Below are 19,705 nucleotides of genomic sequence, written 5' to 3' on the forward strand. Positions count from 1 at the left end.
GAGGGCGGAACGGCACTCCGCACCGGTTCATACGCCGTAGACACTCCGCAGGGCTTCGAACTGCATGTCCCACAGTTCCTTCTGCTCGTCTTCTTCACCCGGCTCGGCAAAGTCGGTAATTTCCAGCATCAGGTCGTTGGTCAGCTCGTCATTGGTGAGCTTCATTTCGAAGAAGCATCCCGGTTCGTCTTCATCTTTCCAGCGGAAGCGGATGCAGCATCCCGGTTGGATATAGAGGATGGTTGCCTGTCTCGTCTCCTCCTCACCCCACTGGAAGGTGCAGAGCTTGTGTACAATCGTCACTTTGTCGGCGAACCATCCCTGCAAGCCCGAGGCTGTGCTGATGGCATTCCAAAGCACTGTGGCCGAAGCTGATGCCATCGGGTATTCGCAGTGTATCTTCTGTTTTCTCATAGAACTCTGAATTGTGTTTGTAATTGATGTTTCACAAGTCCGACTGTTGCCGAAGCTTGCGAACGTTGAATTTGTAATTTTGGCGGGCAAGATAAGCATAGTTTTATAGATGGAGAAATGTAGGGCGTGATTTTTTGCTAAGCTTTCCAAACGCGCCTGTCTTTTGAGCTCGGATGGGTCCTTCTTGTTCCCACCTTTCCGCCTTCCGCAAGTCGTCACTGACTCTATGCGCAAACTGCTGTCCTTCCTTGCGTAAGTCTTCACCACCCCCTTGCGCATCCCCTTTATGACGTCTTGCGCATCTCATCGTACCGAGAAGCGCAAGACGATGGTGTCACTTCGCGCAAGAGACAGTGGCAAGATGCGCATCTCGGGAACAGGGATTAAGTACAGAGTGACAGTGGGTTGCTGGGAATGCCGGTCGTGAGAAGCGCAAGCGGTAGTGCCGGGATGCGCATCCCGGTAGTTTGACGCGGGGAAAGGGGGAGATGGAATAGGGTATTTTGCAATCCGCAGATGCCAGTTTGGAGATTATGGCAGGCGCAGTAGCCGGATGGCCAGTAAGGGAACGTGAAGGTACGTGTTTTCTTTGGTAAAAACAAGGAATCCGGATAATTGCAGTTACTTCCCGCATGTGTTTGTGTAACGCTGTCGGGAATACCTGTTCGATAAGATGCCTGTTTGTCAATACTTTGAAATTTTTCTTTCAAAAAACTTCTCGGAATGCTTGCAGGGAATGGAGAAAACATCTACCTTTGCAACCGCAATCGAGAAAGATGGCGGGATAGCTCAGCTGGTTAGAGCGCATGATTCATAATCATGAGGTCCCCGGTTCAATCCCGGGTCCCGCTACAAGAAAGACTTAAGACTGTTGAGTGGCTTCCACACTTGATGGTCTTTTTTTATTATCATACTCCAAAATCCGGGAGCCGCAGACTCTCGTACATCATGAACATACAGAAAATCAAAGACGAATTTATTGAACTCCTGCGTTCAACGGAGCGCGATGGAGTGGACAGTGTGATTGAAGAGCTGGAAGAGGCAGGCTTCTTCACGGCTCCTGCGTCGGCCGGTCACCACTTGAACACCGAAGGCGGATTGGCACAACACTCGGTCAATACCTGCCGGGCTGCACTTGCCGTGTGGGAAGGTATGAAAACCTTGGAACCGACTCTGGAAAAGGAAGTCGGACGAGACAGTGTCATCATCGCCAGCCTGTTGCACGATGTGTGCAAAACGGATATCTACGTACGTTCTGTGAAACGGCGGAAGAATGCCCTGGGGATGTGGGAAGACAGTGAAGGGTATAAGGTCTCCTATAAGAATTTCCCGATGGGACACGGGGAGAAGTCAGTCATCCTGTTGCTTTGCTACGGACTGGAGATGACCGATGCCGAGATGCTGGCCATCCGTTGGCACATGGGTGCATGGGGAGTCAATATGAACAGTTTTGAGGACGAGCGTTGCTATGATACGTCCCAAAAGCTTTATCCGTTGGTTTCCATCGTGCAGACTGCCGACCATCTGGCTGCAAGCATCATGGAGCGCAGCGGGGAAGAGCAGGACGAGTTGTAGACGATAAGTACGCTCCTTTGCTTTTGCAACTTTTGCCAAACGCCGGAACGAAATTGCGCCAAACGCAGGAATGCCGAATTTTTGTTTGTATATTTGCATGTGAACCAATGAATCATGTAAATTGTAATGTCCTATGGATTGTGGGAGTGCAGGCTGTTTTCAGGACGTGTCTGATCTCCTGATACGGAGGGATTAGTTCAAGAAATAAACACAAGGAGGGTGTGTCTGGAAAGGAGCAAGCTTGAAGCTTGTCCGAGCAGACACACCCTCCTTGTGTTCTTTAATCCCGTCGGGTTATTTTCCGCTGAACACCATGCGGGTCTCAGCATCCTTTCCAGCACCTGTGCCGCTGACGGTCATTTCCACACGGGTCTTTTCATTCTCCATGGTCAACAGCAGGTCGAGCCGTTGTCCGGCAACAGCGGACGCCAGCATGTAGTCCTCACTGTCATTTTCCAGACTGCCGGCTTTCCATTGGTCTGCCAACGCCTGTTCTTCGGACGTGAGCGACTGTCCGTCTGCTACTCGGTAATCGTATGCCGTGGCGGTGAAGCCGTCAAAGCTTTCCAGGTAAAGGGCACGCTGGAGAAGCCGGCGGACAATCCGGTCTATCTGGGTGGTGCTGGGTGCACAGACGTAGACTATTTCCTCCAGCGTTCCGGTGGTGCTGAAACGGAAGCTGACCGTCCGCGAAGGTGAAAGTCCTATGCTTGTGCCGCCTAACGAGTTGCCTGACTCGGTGGCATAGTTGAGTGAACCGTAGTGGTCTTTTTCGCTGACGGTGAGTGAGCCGTCCGCCTCTTCCTGTAACGTCTTGTAGTAAGTGAGGTTGCGCTGTGTCTCGGCCTTGCTCTCGCCCCAGAAGTTGTTGCGTATGTCAGTGGGAACCACCTCGACGGTGAGCTGCTGTTCGGCACTGAACTCCTGTCCGTCGCTGCCCAAGGCAGTCATGCGGCAGACCAGGGTATGGCTGCCTGCACTCAAGCCGCGCAGGTAGTAGGTGGAACGTCCGTTCTGTGTCTCATAAGAGTCGCCGGAAGCGGCGGAAAGCGTTTCCACTTCGTTCTGTTTCCAGATGAACTTTTCCGAGACCAGGTTGCTGCCCGACTTCACGTCGCACTGTGCCGTGAACGGCTGGTAAGCTCCGATGACCGGACGGTCCAGGCTGATGGTGCCGATGCTTCCTGCCGTGGAAGTCAGGGTGTCATCGTCGTCGGATGAAGAACAGGCGGTGAAGCCGAGGGAGCCTGCGGCAAGCAGGCACAGGGTGGTGTACTTGAGTAAGTGTTTCATTGTGCGGTTAGTCTGTGATGTGAATGTTCAGTTGGATGTTCAGTTCCAGCAGGCTGAACAGGGGTGAGGTGAGTTCCTGCGGAATGCTGGAGACAAAAATCGACAGGCTGTGGTCTCCTTCCTCCGAGGAGGTTCCCGGAGTCAGGGGTTCGGCGAGCCAGAAGCGTGCCACGGGACGGAAGCTGTCGGCGTTGCATCCTTCCAGCTCATCGAGCAGGAGGGGAACTTCTCCCATACCGGTCGATTCGATGTTCGGGGTCAGTCCGATGCGGGCGAGGTGGGTGAAGAGGTCTTCCCCGATGCCATAGTCAGCCAGCACGTCGGTCAGCTCATAGTTGTAGTCCGAGTTCCCTTCCGCCAGTGCAGCATTGGCTTCTGCCGCCGAGATGCGGAGGTCAAGAGGAATGTTGTTCGGGCAGTAGCTGACGGGCAGGCTGAGGCTCTTGGTGGTGTTGCCGAAGTCCGTCAGCTTGATTTGGCATTCAGAAGAGGCGTGTTTGACGTTGCCTTCCGTCAGTCCGGTCCAGACGGGAGCGCTGGTGACCGGGGTGAACGAGAGGTAGTGGGCGGTGTAGACGGTAGTGGTGTCGGCTGTCAGTTCCTCCTTGTTGACCGTAGTCTGTATGGTGGTGATGTACTGACGGCTGTAGTGCCATTCGACTCCCAGGCTGTTCTTGTAGGCATTCACGTCGACAAAGAGGATGTAGGGGTTCACGGCGCCTTTGCTGTTGAGCAGGTTCTGCACGGTGGCATAGCCGAAGTTGACTCCTTCATCCACGGTGGGGACAATCTCGATGGGCACGCCCGACGAGCTGACTTGTTGCGCCACTCCGGCAGCGTCGGTGTAGTTCACGACGAGGTGCAGGTCGGAGACATTGCGGAAGTTCGCTTCGCCCTGTGTGCGGACGGTTGCGACCCATTGTCCTTCGAGCACTTCTCCGTTCTCGTTCTTTGCCGGTTCCACATTCTCCAGGGTGTAGTAGTCCGATGGCGTTACGTAGGATGCGCGTGTGTCGGAGACGTCGGTCTTGTCAAAGCGGAAATAGGTGTCGCTGTCCTGCACGTCGAGCTGCACATCGTCTTTGGTCAGTACGACACTGCTGGGATTGACGCGGAAGCGCAACTGGAAGGAATTTCCCTTGACGATGGTTCCTCCTGCTTCGTCGAGCATCACGATACTGGACGGTACGGGTTGTTGCAGTGCCGAGACGTCGTCTTTCCAGTCGTCGTCGGAGCATGCTGCCAGCATCCCGCAGAACGCCAGCAGGCTGAAAGCTGTCTGGTAAAGTTTCATGAGTTGTGTTTGTGTTTTTTAGTTTGATACATTGTGCTGACTCCCCAAGTCCGGGGGACAGGCTGTGTTTGCCGCGCAAAGATAGCCGCTTCCGTCCGCAGTAGGGGGCAGGAAGTCTGTGATTCTGTTATTATAAGGTATAGAAACTACCCTAATAGACCCTAAAAAGAGCCGTTAAGAGTGTGCTTATGGAAAGAGGGTGTGCCAATCGGAGCGGAAGGCTCGTCATGGCACACCCTCTTGGTGTTATCAGGCTATGCCGGGGCGATTACATGCCGAAGGCATAGAGATTGAGTCCGTCGTAGATGGCGCTCACCAGTCCGAGAGCGATGATGCCGGCTGTGCACAGCGCAAGGCTGAGCTTGGTGCTGCAGTCGCTGCTGAAGGCAGCAATCGGCGCATCGTTGGGGGTGATGTACATTGCCTTGACAATCTTCAAGTAGTAGAACAGGGAGATGATGGTGTTGAGCAAGGCGATGAATACCACGAGATAGAATCCTGCGCTGAAGGCGGAAGCAAAGATGAAGAACTTGCTGAAGAAGCCTGCGAACGGCGGGATACCTGCCAGTGAGAAGAGAGCCAGCGTCATGAGGAAGCTCAGCTTCGGGTTGGTCTGGTAGAGTCCGTTGTAGTCGCTCATGTCTACCTTGCCGGCCTTCTGCTCGATGACGTTGATGACGGTGAAGGCAGCCAGGTTGGCAGCGATATAGACGAGCACATAGAACACGAGCGAAGTCATGCCCAGCTCATTGCCGCCGATGACACCCAACATGATGTATCCGGCTTGTGAGATACTGCTGAATGCCATGAATCGTTTCAGGTTCTCCTGTTTCAGCGCCATGAGGTTACCCAGGGTGATGGTGATGATGATGACGGCGTAGAGCAGTGTCTGCCATTGTTCCACCATCGGTCCGAAGACCTTCATCAGGATGACCAGCAACGTGAAGGCTGCGGCACCTTTGGAAACGACGGAGAGGTAGGAGGTCACTGCCGTCGGAGCACCCTGATAGGTATCGGCGGTCCACAAGTGGAACGGCACGAGGGAGAGCTTGAAGCCCAGTCCGGCAAAGAAGAACACCAGGGCGAGGATTTGCATCGGGGTGCCTTCGAGCATGGTCGGGATGTCGTTGAAGTAGAGCGTGCCCACTGTTCCGTAGACGAACGAGATGCCGTAGAGCATCAGACCCGATGAGAACATGGCGTTCATGATGTATTTGGCTCCGGCTTCAGCCGATTCGTGTTTGTATTTGTCCATTGCCACGAGGCAGGCCATCGGGATGGATGCCAGCTCCAGTCCGATGAAGAACATCAGGAAGTTGCCGGCGCTCATCATGAAGTTCATACCCAGCAGCGTGCAGAGGGTGAGCACGTAGAACTCACCTTCCTTGTGTCGTGTGTCGTCGCGGCGGAGCCAGTTCTTGGCTTGCAGGAACACGAGCAGCGTGCCGATGGAAAGGATGGTCTTCATGATGTTGGTCATGGCGTATGACTGGTACATCCCGCCGAAAAGCTCGACGTCTTCTCCCGGACAGATGTTCAACAGAGTGTGGATGCCCAACAATACGCAGGTCAGGGCATGGAAGCCGCGGCGCTCCTTGCCTTCGGTGAACAAATCGTAAAGGAAGACGATAAGTATCAAGGCCATGAGGCTGACTTCCGCTCTCATATCAAAAAATTGAAGATAGTTCATAGTAACTTTTTAATTAGAGGTTGGATAGATGGGCACTTAATATGTTGGTAACACTGTCGTGGAGCATGTCGCTCACCCAGAACGGAGCCAGACCGAGTCCGGCTACGGCTACGATGAGGCAGATGACGGCGAGGCGTTCGTCCCAAGTAGCATCAGTCAGGTGCAGATGGTGCGGGTCCTTGCAGGTGCCGTAGAGAATCTTGCCTACCACACGCAGGATATAGACTGCGGTGATCACGATACTCGTACATGCGATGATGGTACATACGCGGTGGAAGGTGTCCGTGTTCTGGAACGAACCGACGAACACGGTCATCTCGGCAATGAAGCCGCTCAAGCCCGGAAGACCGAGGTTGGCGAGACCGGCAATCACATAGCCTACGCTGAGGAACGGCATGATTTTCATCAGTCCGCTCATCTGACGGATGTCACGGGTGTGGGTACGTCCGTAAATCATACCGATGAGGGCAAAGAAGAGGGCGGTCATCAAACCGTGGCTCAACATTTGCAGGATGGCACCCGTGCAGCTCGTGCGGGTCATCATCAGCAGGGCGAAGAGCACCAGACCGCAGTGTGACACGGACGAGTAGGCGTTGATGTACTTCAAGTCGGTCTGTACTACCGCACTGAAGGCACCGTAAACGACACTGATGGTCGTCAGCACGAGGAAGATCCAGCCCAGCTCCTGAGTAGCCTCAGGCATCAGGTACATGGCTACACGGAAGCAGCCGTAACCTCCCAGCTTCATCAATACACCGGCGTGGAGCATGGACACGGCTGTCGGCGCCGAAGCGTGACCGTCGGGGCTCCATGTGTGGAAGGGGAACAAGGCACCCAGCACGCCGAAACCGAGGAAGGTGAGGGGGAAGAAGATGCGCTGCATGTCCATGGGGATGTTGTGCAGGGCGGCAATCTCAAGCACGTTCATGGTCTGTGCACCCGAGCCGTAGTAGATGCCCAGGATACCGATGAGCAGGAAAGCCGAGGCTCCCATCAACATCAGGGTCAGCTTCATGGCTGCATATTCCTTGCGTCCGCTGCCCCATACGCCGATGAGCAGGTACATCGGGATCAAGGCAACCTCGTAGAACATGAACATGGTGAACAGGTCGGTAGAGATGAAGAAGCCGAACACACCGAGCGAAAGCAGGGTGAACCAGAGGAAGTATTCCTTGGTGAGCGGCTTCAGCTTCCAGGAAGCAAATGTTCCGGTGAACACGATGATGGCGGACAGCAGCAACATGGCTACCGAGATGCCATCGACACCGATGGAGTAGCAGATGTGCAGCGGTGCATACCACATGTAGCTGTCGGTGTAGAGCATTTCCTCGGTGGCTCCCGCATGGCGCAGCCCGAGGTAGTCCACGGTGAGGTAGATGGCCACCAGCAGCAAGGCGGAAGAACCGGCCACCATCACCCCGCGAACTTGGTTAAGGTTGCGGCTGATCCACAACCCCAACAGCATCAACAGCGGGATTAGTACGAAAAGACTTAGTATATTCATATTGTTTTAGTTCTTTGTTTAGTGGACAAGGTCTCAGTTGACCGACGGACGGAGAGGACTGTAGGTCCCTGGACGGTCCGTCAGCTTGTTCCCTCGTTTCCTTATATTAATAACAACATAAGCGTGAATACCAATGCGCCGGCCAGGAACCAGATGCAGTAGGTCTGGATGCGTCCGCTCTGCATGCCGCGTACCTCGTCTGCTGCGGCTTGTGCGCTCCAGGCAGAGAAGTTGAAGAACTGGTCGATGACATGACGGTCCCACCAGGCAAGCGGGGTGGAGATGCAACGGAAGATAATCTTCTTCGTGACGAACATCCAGATTTCATCCATGTAGAAGCGACGGTAGGCGGCACGGTGCAACGTCTTGAACGTAGCTGCCAGACGGTCGGCAATGGGCTGTTGTTCTTTCAGGTACATGATGGTAGCAAGTGCGATGGCAACGATGGCGATGCAGACACTCGTGATGGCGACTTGGGCGTCAAGGTGAATGTCGTATGACTGTCCGTTGCTGCTCACGAAGTGACCGAAGGGGATGAAACCGGCCACGCAGGTCACTGCTGCCAGGAAGATGAGCGGGAAGCTCATGGATACGGGGGCTTCGTGGGGCGTGTGATGAGCGTGAAGCTCCTTGTTCTCCTTGCCCCAGAAGATGCCGTAGTAGAGGCGGAACATGTAGAAGGCGGTCATTCCGGCGATGAGGCTCATCATCCAGCCGACAACCGGACTGAACTGGAAGCAGGCTGCCAGAATCTCATCCTTGCTGAAGAAGCCGCTGAACGGCGGAATGCCGGCGATGGCAAGGCAGGCAATCAGGAACGTGATGTGGGTGATGGGCATGTACTTGCGCAGACCTCCCATGGCGGACATCTCGTTGCTGTGGACGGCATGGATGATGGCACCGGCACCCAGGAAGAGCAAGGCCTTGAACATCGCGTGGGTGAACAGGTGGAACATACCGGCCATGTAGCCCAGACCCTCGTGTGTGTCAGCACCGATGCAGACACCCAGGGCAACCACCATGAACGCAATCTGCGAGATGGTCGAGAAGGCGAGCACACGCTTGATGTCGGTCTGCACGCAAGCCACGGCAGCGGCATAGAAGGCGGTGAGCACACCCAGATAGGCAATCCAGTGGAGCACTTCGGGAGCATAGACGATGAAGATGGGGAACATGCGGGCTACCAGGTAGACACCGGCAACAACCATGGTTGCGGCATGGATGAGGGCGCTGACAGGAGTCGGACCTTCCATGGCGTCGGGCAACCAGATATGCAGCGGGAACATGGCACTCTTACCGGCACCACCGACAAACATCAGGCCGAGAGCCCAGGGAATCATGCCGCCGGCAGCGATGAGCAACTGCTGTTCCGGTTCGAAGGTGAACGTGCCGGCATAGTAACCGTAGATGAGGATACCGATGAGGAAGCCCAAGTCGGCAAAACGGGTCACGATGAATGCCTTCTTGCTGGCTGCGATGGCTTCAGGCTTGGTGTAGTAGAAGCCGATGAGCAGGTAGGAAGATACACCCACCAACTCCCAGAACACATACATCTGGAAGATGTTCGTGGCAACGACGAGTCCCAGCATCGAGAATGAGAAGAGGCTCAGGAAAGCGTAGTAGCGCTGGAAGCCCACTTCGCCTTTCATGTAGCCGAACGAGTAGATGTGCACCATCAGCGACACCGTCGAGATGACGATGAGCATCATCACCGAAATCGGGTCGAGCAGGATGCCCATGTCGATGTGCAGGTTGGTGGTGAAGGGCAGCCATTCGAAGTTCCACGGCATCAGCTTGGCAAATGTGCCGTCGGCCGAACGCCCGCCACTGAAATACAGGTAAGCCGTCAGATAAGAGAGCACGGCGACAATGCCCAGCACGGTCGTGCCGATGGCTCCTGCCACTTTATGCTTCATACGCATACCGGCCAGTCCCAGCACCAGGAAACTGAGCATGGGAAGAAGTAATATGAGTATCGTATAGTTAAAATCCATAATCTTATTGTTTAGAATGTATAGACCACAGCGGTGTTAACCCTTTAGTTCATCAATGTTGTCCGTCTGGATGTTGCGGATGTTCCGGTAGATATTGATGATGATGGCAATGGCGACAGCCGTCTCTGCGGCAGCAATACCGATGCCAAACAAGGCAAAGAAGTGACCCTCGAAGACGTCGGGGAACAGGTAGCGGTTGAACACGGCGAAGTTGATGTTCGTGGCGTTCAGGATGAGTTCCACCGAGATGAGGACAGCCAGAAGGTTCTTACGGGTAAAGAAACCGTAGATGCCTGCAAACAGCATGATGGTGCTGACAACCAGATAATATACTACATGTATGTCCATAAGTTCCTCCTTTTATCGTTTACGTGCAATTAACAAACCTCCGATCATACATGCCAGCAGCAGCACACCTGCCACCTCGAAGGGCAGGACATAGCCATACTTGTCAGAGCTGATGAGTGCATGACCGATTTCCCGCATGGCGATTTCACCGCTGTCGGGGATGACATTCAACGCAAAGCCGTTGGTCCAGATGAGGAACAGCACCAGGGCTGCACCGATGATGATGGTGAACAGGGCTGCCACCAGCTTGCTGCGTCCGATCTTCAGATTGATGCTCTTGTCCGAGTTGGTCAATAAGATGGAGAATACATACAAGACGACGATACCGCCGGCATAGACCATGAGCTGCACGGCTCCCAGGAAGGTGTAGCCCAAGATGAAATACATAGCCGCCGTACCGAAGAGCACGAACAGCAGGTAGGTTGCTGCGCGCAGGATGCTTCCGGTCGTAACCGTCATCACCGAGAAGACGCTCATCAGGATGGCGACCACGTAGAATACTGTTTGTTGAAGTGTTATATCCATATCATTCTACTTTTTTACAACTGACGAACCTTCGTGATTGAGCTTCTGCAACAGCTTCTCGCGTTGGAACACGGCGTTCTCGAAGTCGTTGCTGAAGCGGATGGCATCGTGCGGACAAGCATTCACGCACAGTTCGCAGAACATGCACGAGCCCAGGTCGTACTCATAGTTAACCAATACTTTTCTTTTCTTGCCGTCTTCGCCTTCCACCATCTCGGAAGTCACCTTGATGGTGCCGTTGGGGCAGGCCATCTGGCACAGACCGCAGGCAACGCAGCGGTGCTGGTTGTTCTCGTCGTGAGGCATGACCAGCGTGCCACGGTGGCGCTCAGGGATGTGCAGGGTGGTGTGGCGGTTTTCAGGATATTGCTCCGTGACATTCTTGCGGAAGTATACACGGATGGAGGTGCGCATACCAATCAGCAGGGTCTTGAGTCCTGAAAAATATCCATTGATGTAATTACTGAATTTACTCATTGTCTTTTTCGTTTGTTAGTTTGCTTTAAAATACCAGACCGGACACCTTGAGCACGACCATCAGCACGAGCAACAGCAGGGAGGTCGGCATCAGGTATTTCCACTCGAATGTCAGCACCTGGTCGATACGCAGACGGACGAAAGTCCACTTGATCCACATCAGAAGCCATACCACGAAGAAGGTCTTGCCGAAGAACCAGACGAAGCCGGGGATGTAGTCCATCACGTTGTTGAAGGCGTCAAGGCCTGCCACATGCAGAGGCATCCAGCCACCCAGGAAGAGGGTCGATGCAAAACCGGCAGTGATGAACAGGTTCAGGTATTCGGCCAGATAGAAGAAGCCGAAGTGCAGACCGGAGTACTCGGTGTGGTAACCGGCGAGCAACTCCTGCTCGGCTTCAGCCAGGTCGAACGGACCGCGGTTGGCCTCGGCATTACCGGCAATGAGGAATACCACGAAGGCAAGGATGGCGGCGATGTGCCCCTTGAAGATGTTCCAGCCGTTGGCCTGTCCCTCGACAATGCCGCTCAGGCTGGTCGTTTCGCTCAGCACCACCATGGCCAGCACGATGATGCCCATGGACAGCTCGTAGCTGATAATCATGGCACCACTACGTACGGCACCGATCATGGTGTACTTGTTGTTACTTGCCCAACCTGCCAGCAGGATACCTACCACGCCGATGGACGAGGCTGCCAGCACGAAGAGGATGCCGATGTTCATGTCGAGCACCTGGGCGCCCTTGTTCCAGGGAAGGCAGGAGAAGGTCAGGATGGATGCCAGGATGACGAGGTAGGGGGCCAGGTCATAGAGCAGGTGGTCAGAGTTCTTCAGACGGATGATTTCCTTCGTCAGGATTTTCAGTACGTCGGCAGGAACCTGCATCAGACCGCCTTTTCCTCCCACACGGTTCGGGCCGATACGGCATTGGAACGCCGCGCAGACCTTACGCTCCATATAAATCAGTATGATAGCGAGGACGGCATAGAGAGCCACGAGAACAACACCGATTACCACGCACTCCAGGAAGATGGCCAGCGCCTCGGGCATCACGCTGCATAGGGCGTCGTGAATCCAGCTGGTAACGGGTTGCAAGCTATAATAGTCTAAAAATGAATTATTCATTGTTCTGTTATTAACGGTTGGTCAATTTATCTGTCAATGTCAGGGATTACAAGGTCGATACTTGCACCAATCACAATCAGGTCGGCAATCTTCCATCCACGGCAGGCTTTGTCGAGGGTGTGTACCAGCGGCAGGCAGGCCGAGCGGTAGTGCAGACGATAGGGGCTCTTGTCTCCATGGCTCTCAAGGATGACATCGAACTCGCCACGGCTCGTCTCCACTGACTGGGAGTAGATGCCTTCCGGCACGCGGATGATGGGTTTCGTCTTCACGCGGTATTCGCCTTCAGGAATGTTGTCGATGAGCTGTTCGATGATGTGGAGCGACTCCATGATTTCGTCCATACGCACCATGTAGCGGGCGAAGCTGTCGCCTTCCGTGCGGAGGATTTCCTTGAATTCCACCTTGTCATAGACACCGTAGGGGTGGTGCTTGCGTACGTCGTTGCTCCAGCCCGATGCACGTCCCGTGCCTCCGGTAGCGCCGTAGCTGATGACATCCTCACGGCTCAGCACGCCCACACCCTTCATACGGCTGGTCACGATGACGTTGCCGGTGAAGATTTCGTGGTACTCATGCACGATGCCGCGCATATGCTTGATGAACGCTTTCACCTTCTTCTGGAAGTCGGGATGCAGGTCGGCCTGCACACCGCCGATCATGTTGTAGTTCTGGATGAGGCGTCCGCCGGTGGTCTCCTCGAAGATGTCGAGCACCATCTCACGTTCGCGGAAGCCGTAGAAGAACGGGGTGAAGCCACCCATGTCGAGCACCAGACAGGAGAAGTAGAGCAGGTGGGAGTCGATACGTTGCAACTCGTCCATGATGGTACGGATGTACTTCGCACGCTCGGAAATCTCGATGCCGGCAGCCTTCTCGATGCACATGCACAGGGCATGGCGGCTCTGGTGTGCGCTCAGGTAGTCCAGACGGTCGGTCAGGGCGAGTGTCTGCGGGTAGGTGAGGCTCTCGTTCATCTTCTCGATGCCGCGGTGGATGTATCCGCAGACCGGGTCTACACGCTTCACCGTCTCACCGTCGAGGGAGATACGCATACGCAGCGCTCCGTGGGTTGACGGGTGTTGCGGACCCATGTTGATGACAAACTCTTCGGGGGCGAAAACGACGTTCTTTCCGCAGATGAGTTCACCCTTGGAACCCAGCTCGTAGGTCGGTGCCACGTCGTCATCCTCCTCGTTGGTCATGTTGAGCGGGTTGGACTTCATGTCATAATCCTTGCGGAAGGGGTAGCCCACCCAGTCTTCGCGCAGGAAGAGGCGGCGCAGGTCGGGGTTGCCCGTGAAAATGATGCCAAAGAAGTCGTGTGCCTCGCGCTCCTTGATTTGTGCGGTTGCCCACAGGTCGCAGACACTGGGGATGACCGGATTCTCCCGGTTGTCAGTCTCTGTGCGCAGGGTGATGCGGCGGTTCGAGGTGGTCGACTCCAGGTAGTAGAGTGCTCCCAGGGTCTCGCCCCAGTCCATGCCCACGATGTCGCGCATGAAATCCATGGCGTCTTCCGGGTCGTGACGCAAGGCTTCGGCAAGCTTGCGGAATGAGGCCAGAGGCACGACAGCCACCGTGTCACCCTGTTCGGTGAACGTCACTTCCGGCACAATCTTCAAAATCTTATCTTTTATATCCATAGCTCCTATTAATCTTCTTCTGGTTTGGGTTGTTTACGGTTAACACCGCCAAAGAAATGTTCCAGCTTGATTTTGCGTTGCAGCTGCATCAGGCCATAATAAAAAGCCTCGGGGCGCGGCGGACATCCCGGGATGTAGACATCCACAGGGACAATCTGGTTGATGCCGTCGACCACGTGGTACGAGTTCTTGAACGGGCCGCCCGAGATGGTGCATCCGCCCACGGCGATGACATATTTCGGTTCGGCGAGCTGGTCATACAGACGTTTCATCAACGGTGCGCAGCGGTGGGTGATGGTTCCCATGACGAGCAGCACGTCACCCTGACGGGGGGAGTTACGGGTTACCTCGAAACCGAAGCGTGCCATGTCATAGCGGGCAGCACCCAGTGCCATGAACTCGATGGCGCAGCAGCTCGTTCCGAGCAGGAATGACCACACGGAGTTGCTTCGTCCCCAGTTGATCAGGTCATCAAGTTTCGACACGGCAACGTTCACGCCCTGTTCACGAAGTTCCTCGACCATGTGCTCCAGGTAGTCGTTGTTCTTGAACTCCTCATACTTCATGGAGCGGATTTTCGGCTGTTTCATTCCCATTTGAGCGCTCCTTTCTTCCAGGCGTATGCCAGGCCTAAGATTAATACTACTAAGAAGAAGATGACACTTACCAGGCCATAGATTCCCACTTCACCCACGACAACTGCCCAGGGAAAGAGGAACACTGTCTCGATGTCGAACATCAGGAACAGGATGGCGAACAGGTAATAACCAACCTTGAACTGCATTTGCGAACGTCCACGTGTGGGTAAACCACATTCGTAGGCCTCGCCTTTCTGGGCATTGAACGAGCGCGGGCTGATAAGCTTTGCCACGATCATGCCGGCAGCTACCAAGGCAATTCCGGTTAAAATTGCGGTAATTAATAATGTAAAAGACATGTTTTAATTATTAGGTTATTTGATTTATGTTGCAATGAAAATAAAGACGTTGCTTGTGTCTGCCGGGGCTAAATCAAGAGCCGGCAGAAGAGAAGGGTCGGAGCCGGACGAGGGGTGCTGCGGAAAGGGTTGGAGGTAGTAGAGTGAGAGGGGCGGGCACCCGTGTCACGGCAAGTTCGTCCGTCAGCATGGAACAGCCGGGTGACAGGACGTATGCTTCTGTTGTAAAAACTGTTTGGTGTAAGAGGATTGTGCTTGATAGAGAGGTCGGGAGTAGAGGGGCGGGAAGGTTGGGTGAAGGGTATGGCAGACAGCCTCCCTATTGAATTGCCCAAAAAGAGCACCAATAGGAAAAAGGGTAAAACCAACATTTTCCAGCCTTTGACCATCTCTACTACTACTTTTGAGCCGCAAAGATAGTCACTAATATTGAATAAGCCCACGAATTTTTTCGTTTTTTTTAACCACGCCGGAAGATTGCTTCCCGTGTCCCGCACCTTCTCTCCTGGGGCGTCACGGACGCCTTTCCTTCCGTCCCTTGGTGTGCTCTTTTTTCATCCGACGTCTTTTTCTGCGGATGGGTGGAAATGACAAAAAGAAGTCATTTCCGTGCTTTTGCTTGACGGATTTCGTCAAACGTCTCTTTGTGGCTAACTCACATTGGACGATTTGCCGACAAACTAGCAGGCAATTGCTAAGAAAAGCAAACAAAACACCGGGAAAATGCCCTTCATTTTAGAAAACTATACACTTCGTTTTCGGAAGATTGACAAAACGTGCCCGGAACAATATTGTTTCGCGAGCCAAACAATATAGTTTGCCGCGTCAAACAATATAGTTTCCCCCTCCAAACACGATTGTTTCATGCCCGGAAGTCAAATCTTTGGAAGATGGAAGTAAAAAGTTCCGAGTTTCATTCGCTGGAAGGAGTGTGCTGTCAATAATTCGGATGGTAATAAAAAGCATGTATCTCTCCCGTGTTCGTTGTGAGAATGCTGCTGTTTCGCTGACAGACGAGCTTCCGTGCAACGAAAACAGCCGTAGCCGTGTCAAGTTGTATTTTGTGAATCGCTCCAGAATGCCTTCTTTGCGTTCCAACTCGTCCTTTGGTGCAAGAAATGCCTCTGTGGATGCCTTCGTTTGACATTTTGATAGTTGGGTAAGAAAACAGTTGGGCACGAAGCGGCGAGTGAAGAAAAGGATATTTTCAGGCAGGAGCTTCTCCGAAAAACACTACCTTTGCATGCATGCCTTACTTTAACAAGACAGAAATCATGAAAAATATACTTCGGAGGATACGGTGCGGTCTGCTGTGGGGCGGGTTGCTTGCCTGCACGGGTTGCAACCAGGAGGTCTTTGTAGACCGTATTGCTCCGGCTGAAACACATTTCACGCTGGACGGCAACGGAGACACGCTGGTCATCGATTTTCCATCGGAAGACTGGAGCGTGCTCGATGTGACGTCGGAGTCGGGCAAGTCGCTCATCAGCTTTGTCAGTGGTGACAATGGCGGTCCGGTAACGAAGATGGAGGACCGGGAACGGCTGGAGTTCAGCCTTGGGGGACTGTTGGATTGCGCTGTTGTGCGCGACGAAGGACGTCGGCTGGTCGTGATGCTCGGTGAGAACCTGTTACAGGAGGATTATCGGATGGACATCCATGTGGGCAACGACTATGTGGACATCCCGCTGGAGTTCCGTCTGACACTGGGCGAACCTTACCGGGTGGACAGTGTGGTGTACCGGCTTGAACCGGATTCACCATGGACGGAGGTACGCGAGGGCGAGGGACTGGTGGTCTATAATCAGTCCGCCGACACCATCCGTCAGCAGCTCGTCATCTCGGGAAAGAATCGGAGCCGGGGAAGGTTCAGCGTAGTGTCGGATGGCAATGTATCCTGGCTTTCCGGAACAGAACTGGAGGTTCCCGACAGCGTGTCAGGCGGAAGGCTGGTCTTCAGCGGAATGAAGTTGCCGTTTTCCCTGAGCGAACAGCCGTTGCCTCTCTCCGTGCCTGACCGGATAAAAGTCGTCAGCATCGCTCCCAATGAACATGTACGCATCATCCCCCTCCTCGATTACAGCCTGTTCAACGCATCCTATACCGTCCATGCATCCCATCCGCGCAACGGCAGAAGACGGAGCCTCAGTGGCATGTATCGCGGAACGTTGTTCACAGGAAGTGATTATCATATAAAAATACCGTTGTGAAAAAGTCTCTTTCCCTTATCTTGAATTTCCGGATGCTGACGGGGCTGTTGCTGTCCTTCGGTCTGTCTTCCCCGCTTCTGTCGCAAGAGCAGGTGTCGGTGGCAGACAGTCTGCGTCCGCGCATCACCCACCGTCTCGGTGTAGACCTGCGGACGGGCTATGTGGCTCCTACCGAAACATTCTTTGAAGACGATAACTTGGCAGGCAAGCCCATACGCACGGCCTTGTCCACCCACCTGAAATATGCCTTCCGTTTTGCTCCCCACACCCGTCTGGGGAAACTCTATCCGCACGCTTATCAGGGCATCGGTGTGGCATACAACACCTTCTTCAACGCACGGGAGGTAGGCAATCCGTTGGCTGTCTATGTCTTTCAGGGTTCGCGGATGGCGAGTCTTTCCCGACGTCTGTCGCTCGACTATGAGTGGAACTTCGGGGCATCCTTCGGCTGGAAACCCCATGACGAGGAGACCAACCCGAAAAATACGGTCGTCGGCTCACGTATCAATGCGTATATCAATCTGGGGGTATTCCTCAACTGGCAGCTTCCTTCCTCATGGAACCTCACGGCAGGTATCGACCTGACCCACTATTCCAACGGAAACACCCGCTATCCCAATGGTGGGGTGAACACGATGGGGGCACGCCTGGGAGTGGTGCGTTCGTGGGGTGAAGAAGAGCAGACGGAAGGAGGAGAACCGGCACCGGTGTTCCGGCCTCACTGGTCTTACGATGTGTTGCTTTATGGAGCAGCCCGCACGCGTGGACTGGACTGGGAAGGGTCATCTTACCTGCTTCCCGGCAAGTTCGGTATCATCGGTCTCAACGTGGCACCCATGTATCATTTCACGAAGAACCTTGCTGCAGGCATCTCGCTCGATGGACGTTGGGATGAGGGAGGCAACCTGAAGGAACACCTCGCAGGCATTGGTCCGGGCGATGACATCAAGTTCTACCGTCCGCCGTTCCGCGAACAGATTGTCGTGGGACTTTCCGCCCGGGGAGAATGGACGATGCCTGTCTTCTCGGTCAACGTAGGCGTCGGTTACAATTGTTACCGTCATGGCGATGATGCCAAAGGTCTCTACCAGGTGCTTGCCTTGAAGGCCTTTTTCACCCGGAGCATCTTCCTGCATGTAGGCTATCAGCTACAGGACTTCCACGACCCCAACAACCTGATGCTCGGCATCGGGTACAGGTTCCATTGATCAGTGTTTCTTCCAGAAGCTCGGGCTGAACAGCAGCAGGACGGAGAACAGTTCCAGACGTCCGATGAGCATCAGGAAGGAACAGCCCCACTTGGCTGCATCGGGCAGGTTGTTCCATGAATACGCCGGACCGCAGTTGCCCAATCCTGGACCTACGTTGCCCAGGCTCGACACCGTGATGCCGAATGCCTCCATGAACCCGACACCCAACGTCAGCATGAACACCCAACCCACAAGGATGATGCCGATGTAGGCGAAGAAGAAGGCGAGCAGGGTCGTCTTGATTTCGTTGGAGATGACCACTCCGCTGATGCGTAGCGGGAGCACGGCGTTGGGATGGAGCATGTGGCGAAACTGGTTGCGTACAATCTTGAACAGCATGGCCAGGCGGATGGACTTCATGGCTCCGGTTGTCGAACCGGCGCAGGCACCGACCATCATGGCGATGCACAACACCAGCCAGGTGCAGGAAGGCCACAGCATGTAGTCGGCCGTTCCGAATCCTGTCGTGGTCTGTGCCGTGGCAACCTGGAAGGATGCAAGACGGAAGCTCTCCTCCAGTCCCATCGGTGTGTCTACCAGCAGAGCGATGGTGATGAACAGTGTGAACACCGAGTAGCTCCCGATGTACCAGCGGAACTCCGTGTCCTTCAGCAGGCGGACGGGCTGCCGCTTCAGGATGGCGACATAGAGCAGGGTGAAGTTCACGCCCGAGATGAGCATGAAGAGGGTTGTGATGTACTCGATGTAGGGTGAGTTGTATGCCATGAGGCTGCTTTGCTTCACCGAGTAACCGCCGGTGGCGGCAGTCGACATGGCGGTGCACAAGCTGTCGAACCAGGGCATGTCGCCCAACAGCAACAAGGCTCCGTGGGCAAGGGTGATGATGAGGTAGATGGTCCATATCCATTTCGCCGTCACGTCGAGGCGGGGATGGAGCTTGCTGTGTGTCGGACCGGTGGTCTCGGCAGCAAAGAGCTTCATGCCGCCTGACCCGAAGATGGGCAGTACGGCAATGGTGAAGAACACGATGCCCAATCCGCCGAACCACTGTGTCAGGCTGCGCCAGAACAGGATGCCGTGAGGCAACGATTCGATGTTGTCAAGCACGGTGGCACCGGTGGTGGTGAAGCCGGACATGGTCTCGAAGAAGGCGTTGGCGACACTCTCGGTGTAACGCCCGAAAAGGAAGGGGAGCATGCCCAGCAAGCTGAACAGCACCCACGAGAAGGTGACGATGATGTAGCCGTCCTTGCGGTTCACCTTCTTGTCGGCATCATGTCCGATCCAGAACAGGATGAGTCCGATGAGGCAGGTGATGCCTGCCGAGGCGAGGAAGGGCACGAGGTCGCTCTCCCCGAAACAGATGGGAAAGATGGAGCAGCCCAACAGGAGAATCGCTTCCAGGAAGAGGAGGATTCCCAGTATCTTTGCCACAATCTTATAGTTTATCATTTGGGTGTA

The 19,705-nt window shown here is 54.5% G+C and carries 17 protein-coding genes and 1 tRNA gene; 4 read left to right on the forward strand and 14 right to left on the reverse strand.

The window, feature by feature from the left end:
• Positions 1 to 27: 27 nt before the first annotated feature.
• The gene (locus tag C8275_RS05815) at positions 28 to 414 is read right to left on the reverse strand and encodes an START-like domain-containing protein (RefSeq protein ID WP_106484455.1); all 387 of its coding nucleotides are present in this window, start codon (positions 412 to 414) and stop codon (positions 28 to 30) included.
• A gap of 778 nt (positions 415 to 1,192) precedes the next feature.
• Here C8275_RS05815 and C8275_RS05820 point away from each other — a divergent pair.
• A tRNA-Met gene (locus C8275_RS05820) sits at positions 1,193 to 1,266 on the forward strand.
• Between the two features lie 96 nt (positions 1,267 to 1,362).
• A complete protein-coding gene (locus C8275_RS05825) occupies positions 1,363 to 1,989 on the forward strand; it encodes a metal-dependent phosphohydrolase (protein WP_022383740.1) in 627 nt (208 codons plus the stop codon).
• A 294-nt stretch (positions 1,990 to 2,283) separates the two neighbouring features.
• Here C8275_RS05825 and C8275_RS05830 read toward each other — a convergent pair whose 3' ends face one another.
• From C8275_RS05830 to C8275_RS05885, 12 genes are all read right to left on the reverse strand, one after another.
• Complete coding sequence (locus C8275_RS05830) at positions 2,284 to 3,282, reverse strand: hypothetical protein (protein WP_106484456.1); 999 nt, start codon at positions 3,280 to 3,282, stop codon at positions 2,284 to 2,286.
• A 7-nt stretch (positions 3,283 to 3,289) separates the two neighbouring features.
• On the reverse strand, positions 3,290 to 4,576 hold the full coding sequence (locus C8275_RS05835) for a hypothetical protein (RefSeq protein WP_106484457.1): 1,287 nt from the start codon (positions 4,574 to 4,576) through the stop codon (positions 3,290 to 3,292).
• A 268-nt stretch (positions 4,577 to 4,844) separates the two neighbouring features.
• On the reverse strand, positions 4,845 to 6,266 hold the full coding sequence (locus tag C8275_RS05840) for an NADH-quinone oxidoreductase subunit N (protein ID WP_022383743.1): 1,422 nt from the start codon (positions 6,264 to 6,266) through the stop codon (positions 4,845 to 4,847).
• A gap of 13 nt (positions 6,267 to 6,279) precedes the next feature.
• On the reverse strand, positions 6,280 to 7,770 hold the full coding sequence (locus C8275_RS05845; protein ID WP_106484458.1) for a NuoM family protein: 1,491 nt from the start codon (positions 7,768 to 7,770) through the stop codon (positions 6,280 to 6,282).
• A 101-nt stretch (positions 7,771 to 7,871) separates the two neighbouring features.
• Positions 7,872 to 9,764, reverse strand: coding sequence for an NADH-quinone oxidoreductase subunit L (gene nuoL, locus C8275_RS05850; RefSeq protein ID WP_106484459.1), 1,893 nt, complete (start codon positions 9,762 to 9,764; stop codon positions 7,872 to 7,874).
• A 36-nt stretch (positions 9,765 to 9,800) separates the two neighbouring features.
• Positions 9,801 to 10,112 (reverse strand): NADH-quinone oxidoreductase subunit NuoK, encoded by a 312-nt coding sequence (gene nuoK, locus C8275_RS05855; RefSeq protein WP_022383746.1) that lies wholly within the window; start codon positions 10,110 to 10,112, stop codon positions 9,801 to 9,803.
• Positions 10,113 to 10,124: 12 nt separating this feature from the next.
• Positions 10,125 to 10,637, reverse strand: a complete 513-nt coding sequence (locus tag C8275_RS05860) for an NADH-quinone oxidoreductase subunit J (protein WP_022383747.1) — start codon at positions 10,635 to 10,637, stop codon at positions 10,125 to 10,127.
• 6 nt (positions 10,638 to 10,643) lie between these two features.
• Entirely contained in the window at positions 10,644 to 11,114 is a 471-nt protein-coding gene (locus C8275_RS05865; RefSeq protein WP_106484460.1) for an NADH-quinone oxidoreductase subunit I, read from the reverse strand.
• Positions 11,115 to 11,139: 25 nt separating this feature from the next.
• The gene (nuoH, locus tag C8275_RS05870) at positions 11,140 to 12,240 is read right to left on the reverse strand and encodes an NADH-quinone oxidoreductase subunit NuoH (protein WP_022383749.1); all 1,101 of its coding nucleotides are present in this window, start codon (positions 12,238 to 12,240) and stop codon (positions 11,140 to 11,142) included.
• Between the two features lie 26 nt (positions 12,241 to 12,266).
• The gene (locus tag C8275_RS05875) at positions 12,267 to 13,886 is read right to left on the reverse strand and encodes an NADH-quinone oxidoreductase subunit C (RefSeq protein ID WP_106484461.1); all 1,620 of its coding nucleotides are present in this window, start codon (positions 13,884 to 13,886) and stop codon (positions 12,267 to 12,269) included.
• An 8-nt stretch (positions 13,887 to 13,894) separates the two neighbouring features.
• Positions 13,895 to 14,476: an NADH-quinone oxidoreductase subunit B gene (locus C8275_RS05880; RefSeq protein WP_106625743.1), complete on the reverse strand. Its 582-nt coding sequence runs from the start codon at positions 14,474 to 14,476 to the stop codon at positions 13,895 to 13,897.
• The gene (locus tag C8275_RS05885) at positions 14,473 to 14,823 is read right to left on the reverse strand and encodes an NADH-quinone oxidoreductase subunit A (RefSeq protein WP_022383752.1); all 351 of its coding nucleotides are present in this window, start codon (positions 14,821 to 14,823) and stop codon (positions 14,473 to 14,475) included. The genes C8275_RS05880 and C8275_RS05885 overlap by 4 nt, the downstream gene beginning before the upstream one ends.
• Before the next feature lie 1,274 nt (positions 14,824 to 16,097).
• On the opposite strand from C8275_RS05885, the gene C8275_RS05890 reads away from it, so the two are divergent.
• A complete protein-coding gene (locus C8275_RS05890; protein WP_157948192.1) occupies positions 16,098 to 17,033 on the forward strand; it encodes a hypothetical protein in 936 nt (311 codons plus the stop codon).
• Complete coding sequence (locus C8275_RS05895) at positions 17,030 to 18,241, forward strand: acyloxyacyl hydrolase (RefSeq protein ID WP_234395711.1); 1,212 nt, start codon at positions 17,030 to 17,032, stop codon at positions 18,239 to 18,241. Before C8275_RS05890 ends, C8275_RS05895 begins: the two co-directional genes overlap by 4 nt.
• Here C8275_RS05895 and C8275_RS05900 read toward each other — a convergent pair whose 3' ends face one another.
• Positions 18,242 to 19,696 carry a TrkH family potassium uptake protein gene (locus tag C8275_RS05900; protein WP_106484464.1) on the reverse strand — a complete coding sequence of 485 codons (1,455 nt, stop codon included), beginning with the start codon at positions 19,694 to 19,696 and terminating at the stop codon, positions 18,242 to 18,244.
• Positions 19,697 to 19,705: the final 9 nt, after the last annotated feature.

The sequence above is a fragment of the Bacteroides sp. Marseille-P3684 genome (assembly GCF_900291465.1).
In the GTDB taxonomy this organism is placed as follows: domain Bacteria; phylum Bacteroidota; class Bacteroidia; order Bacteroidales; family Bacteroidaceae; genus Phocaeicola_A.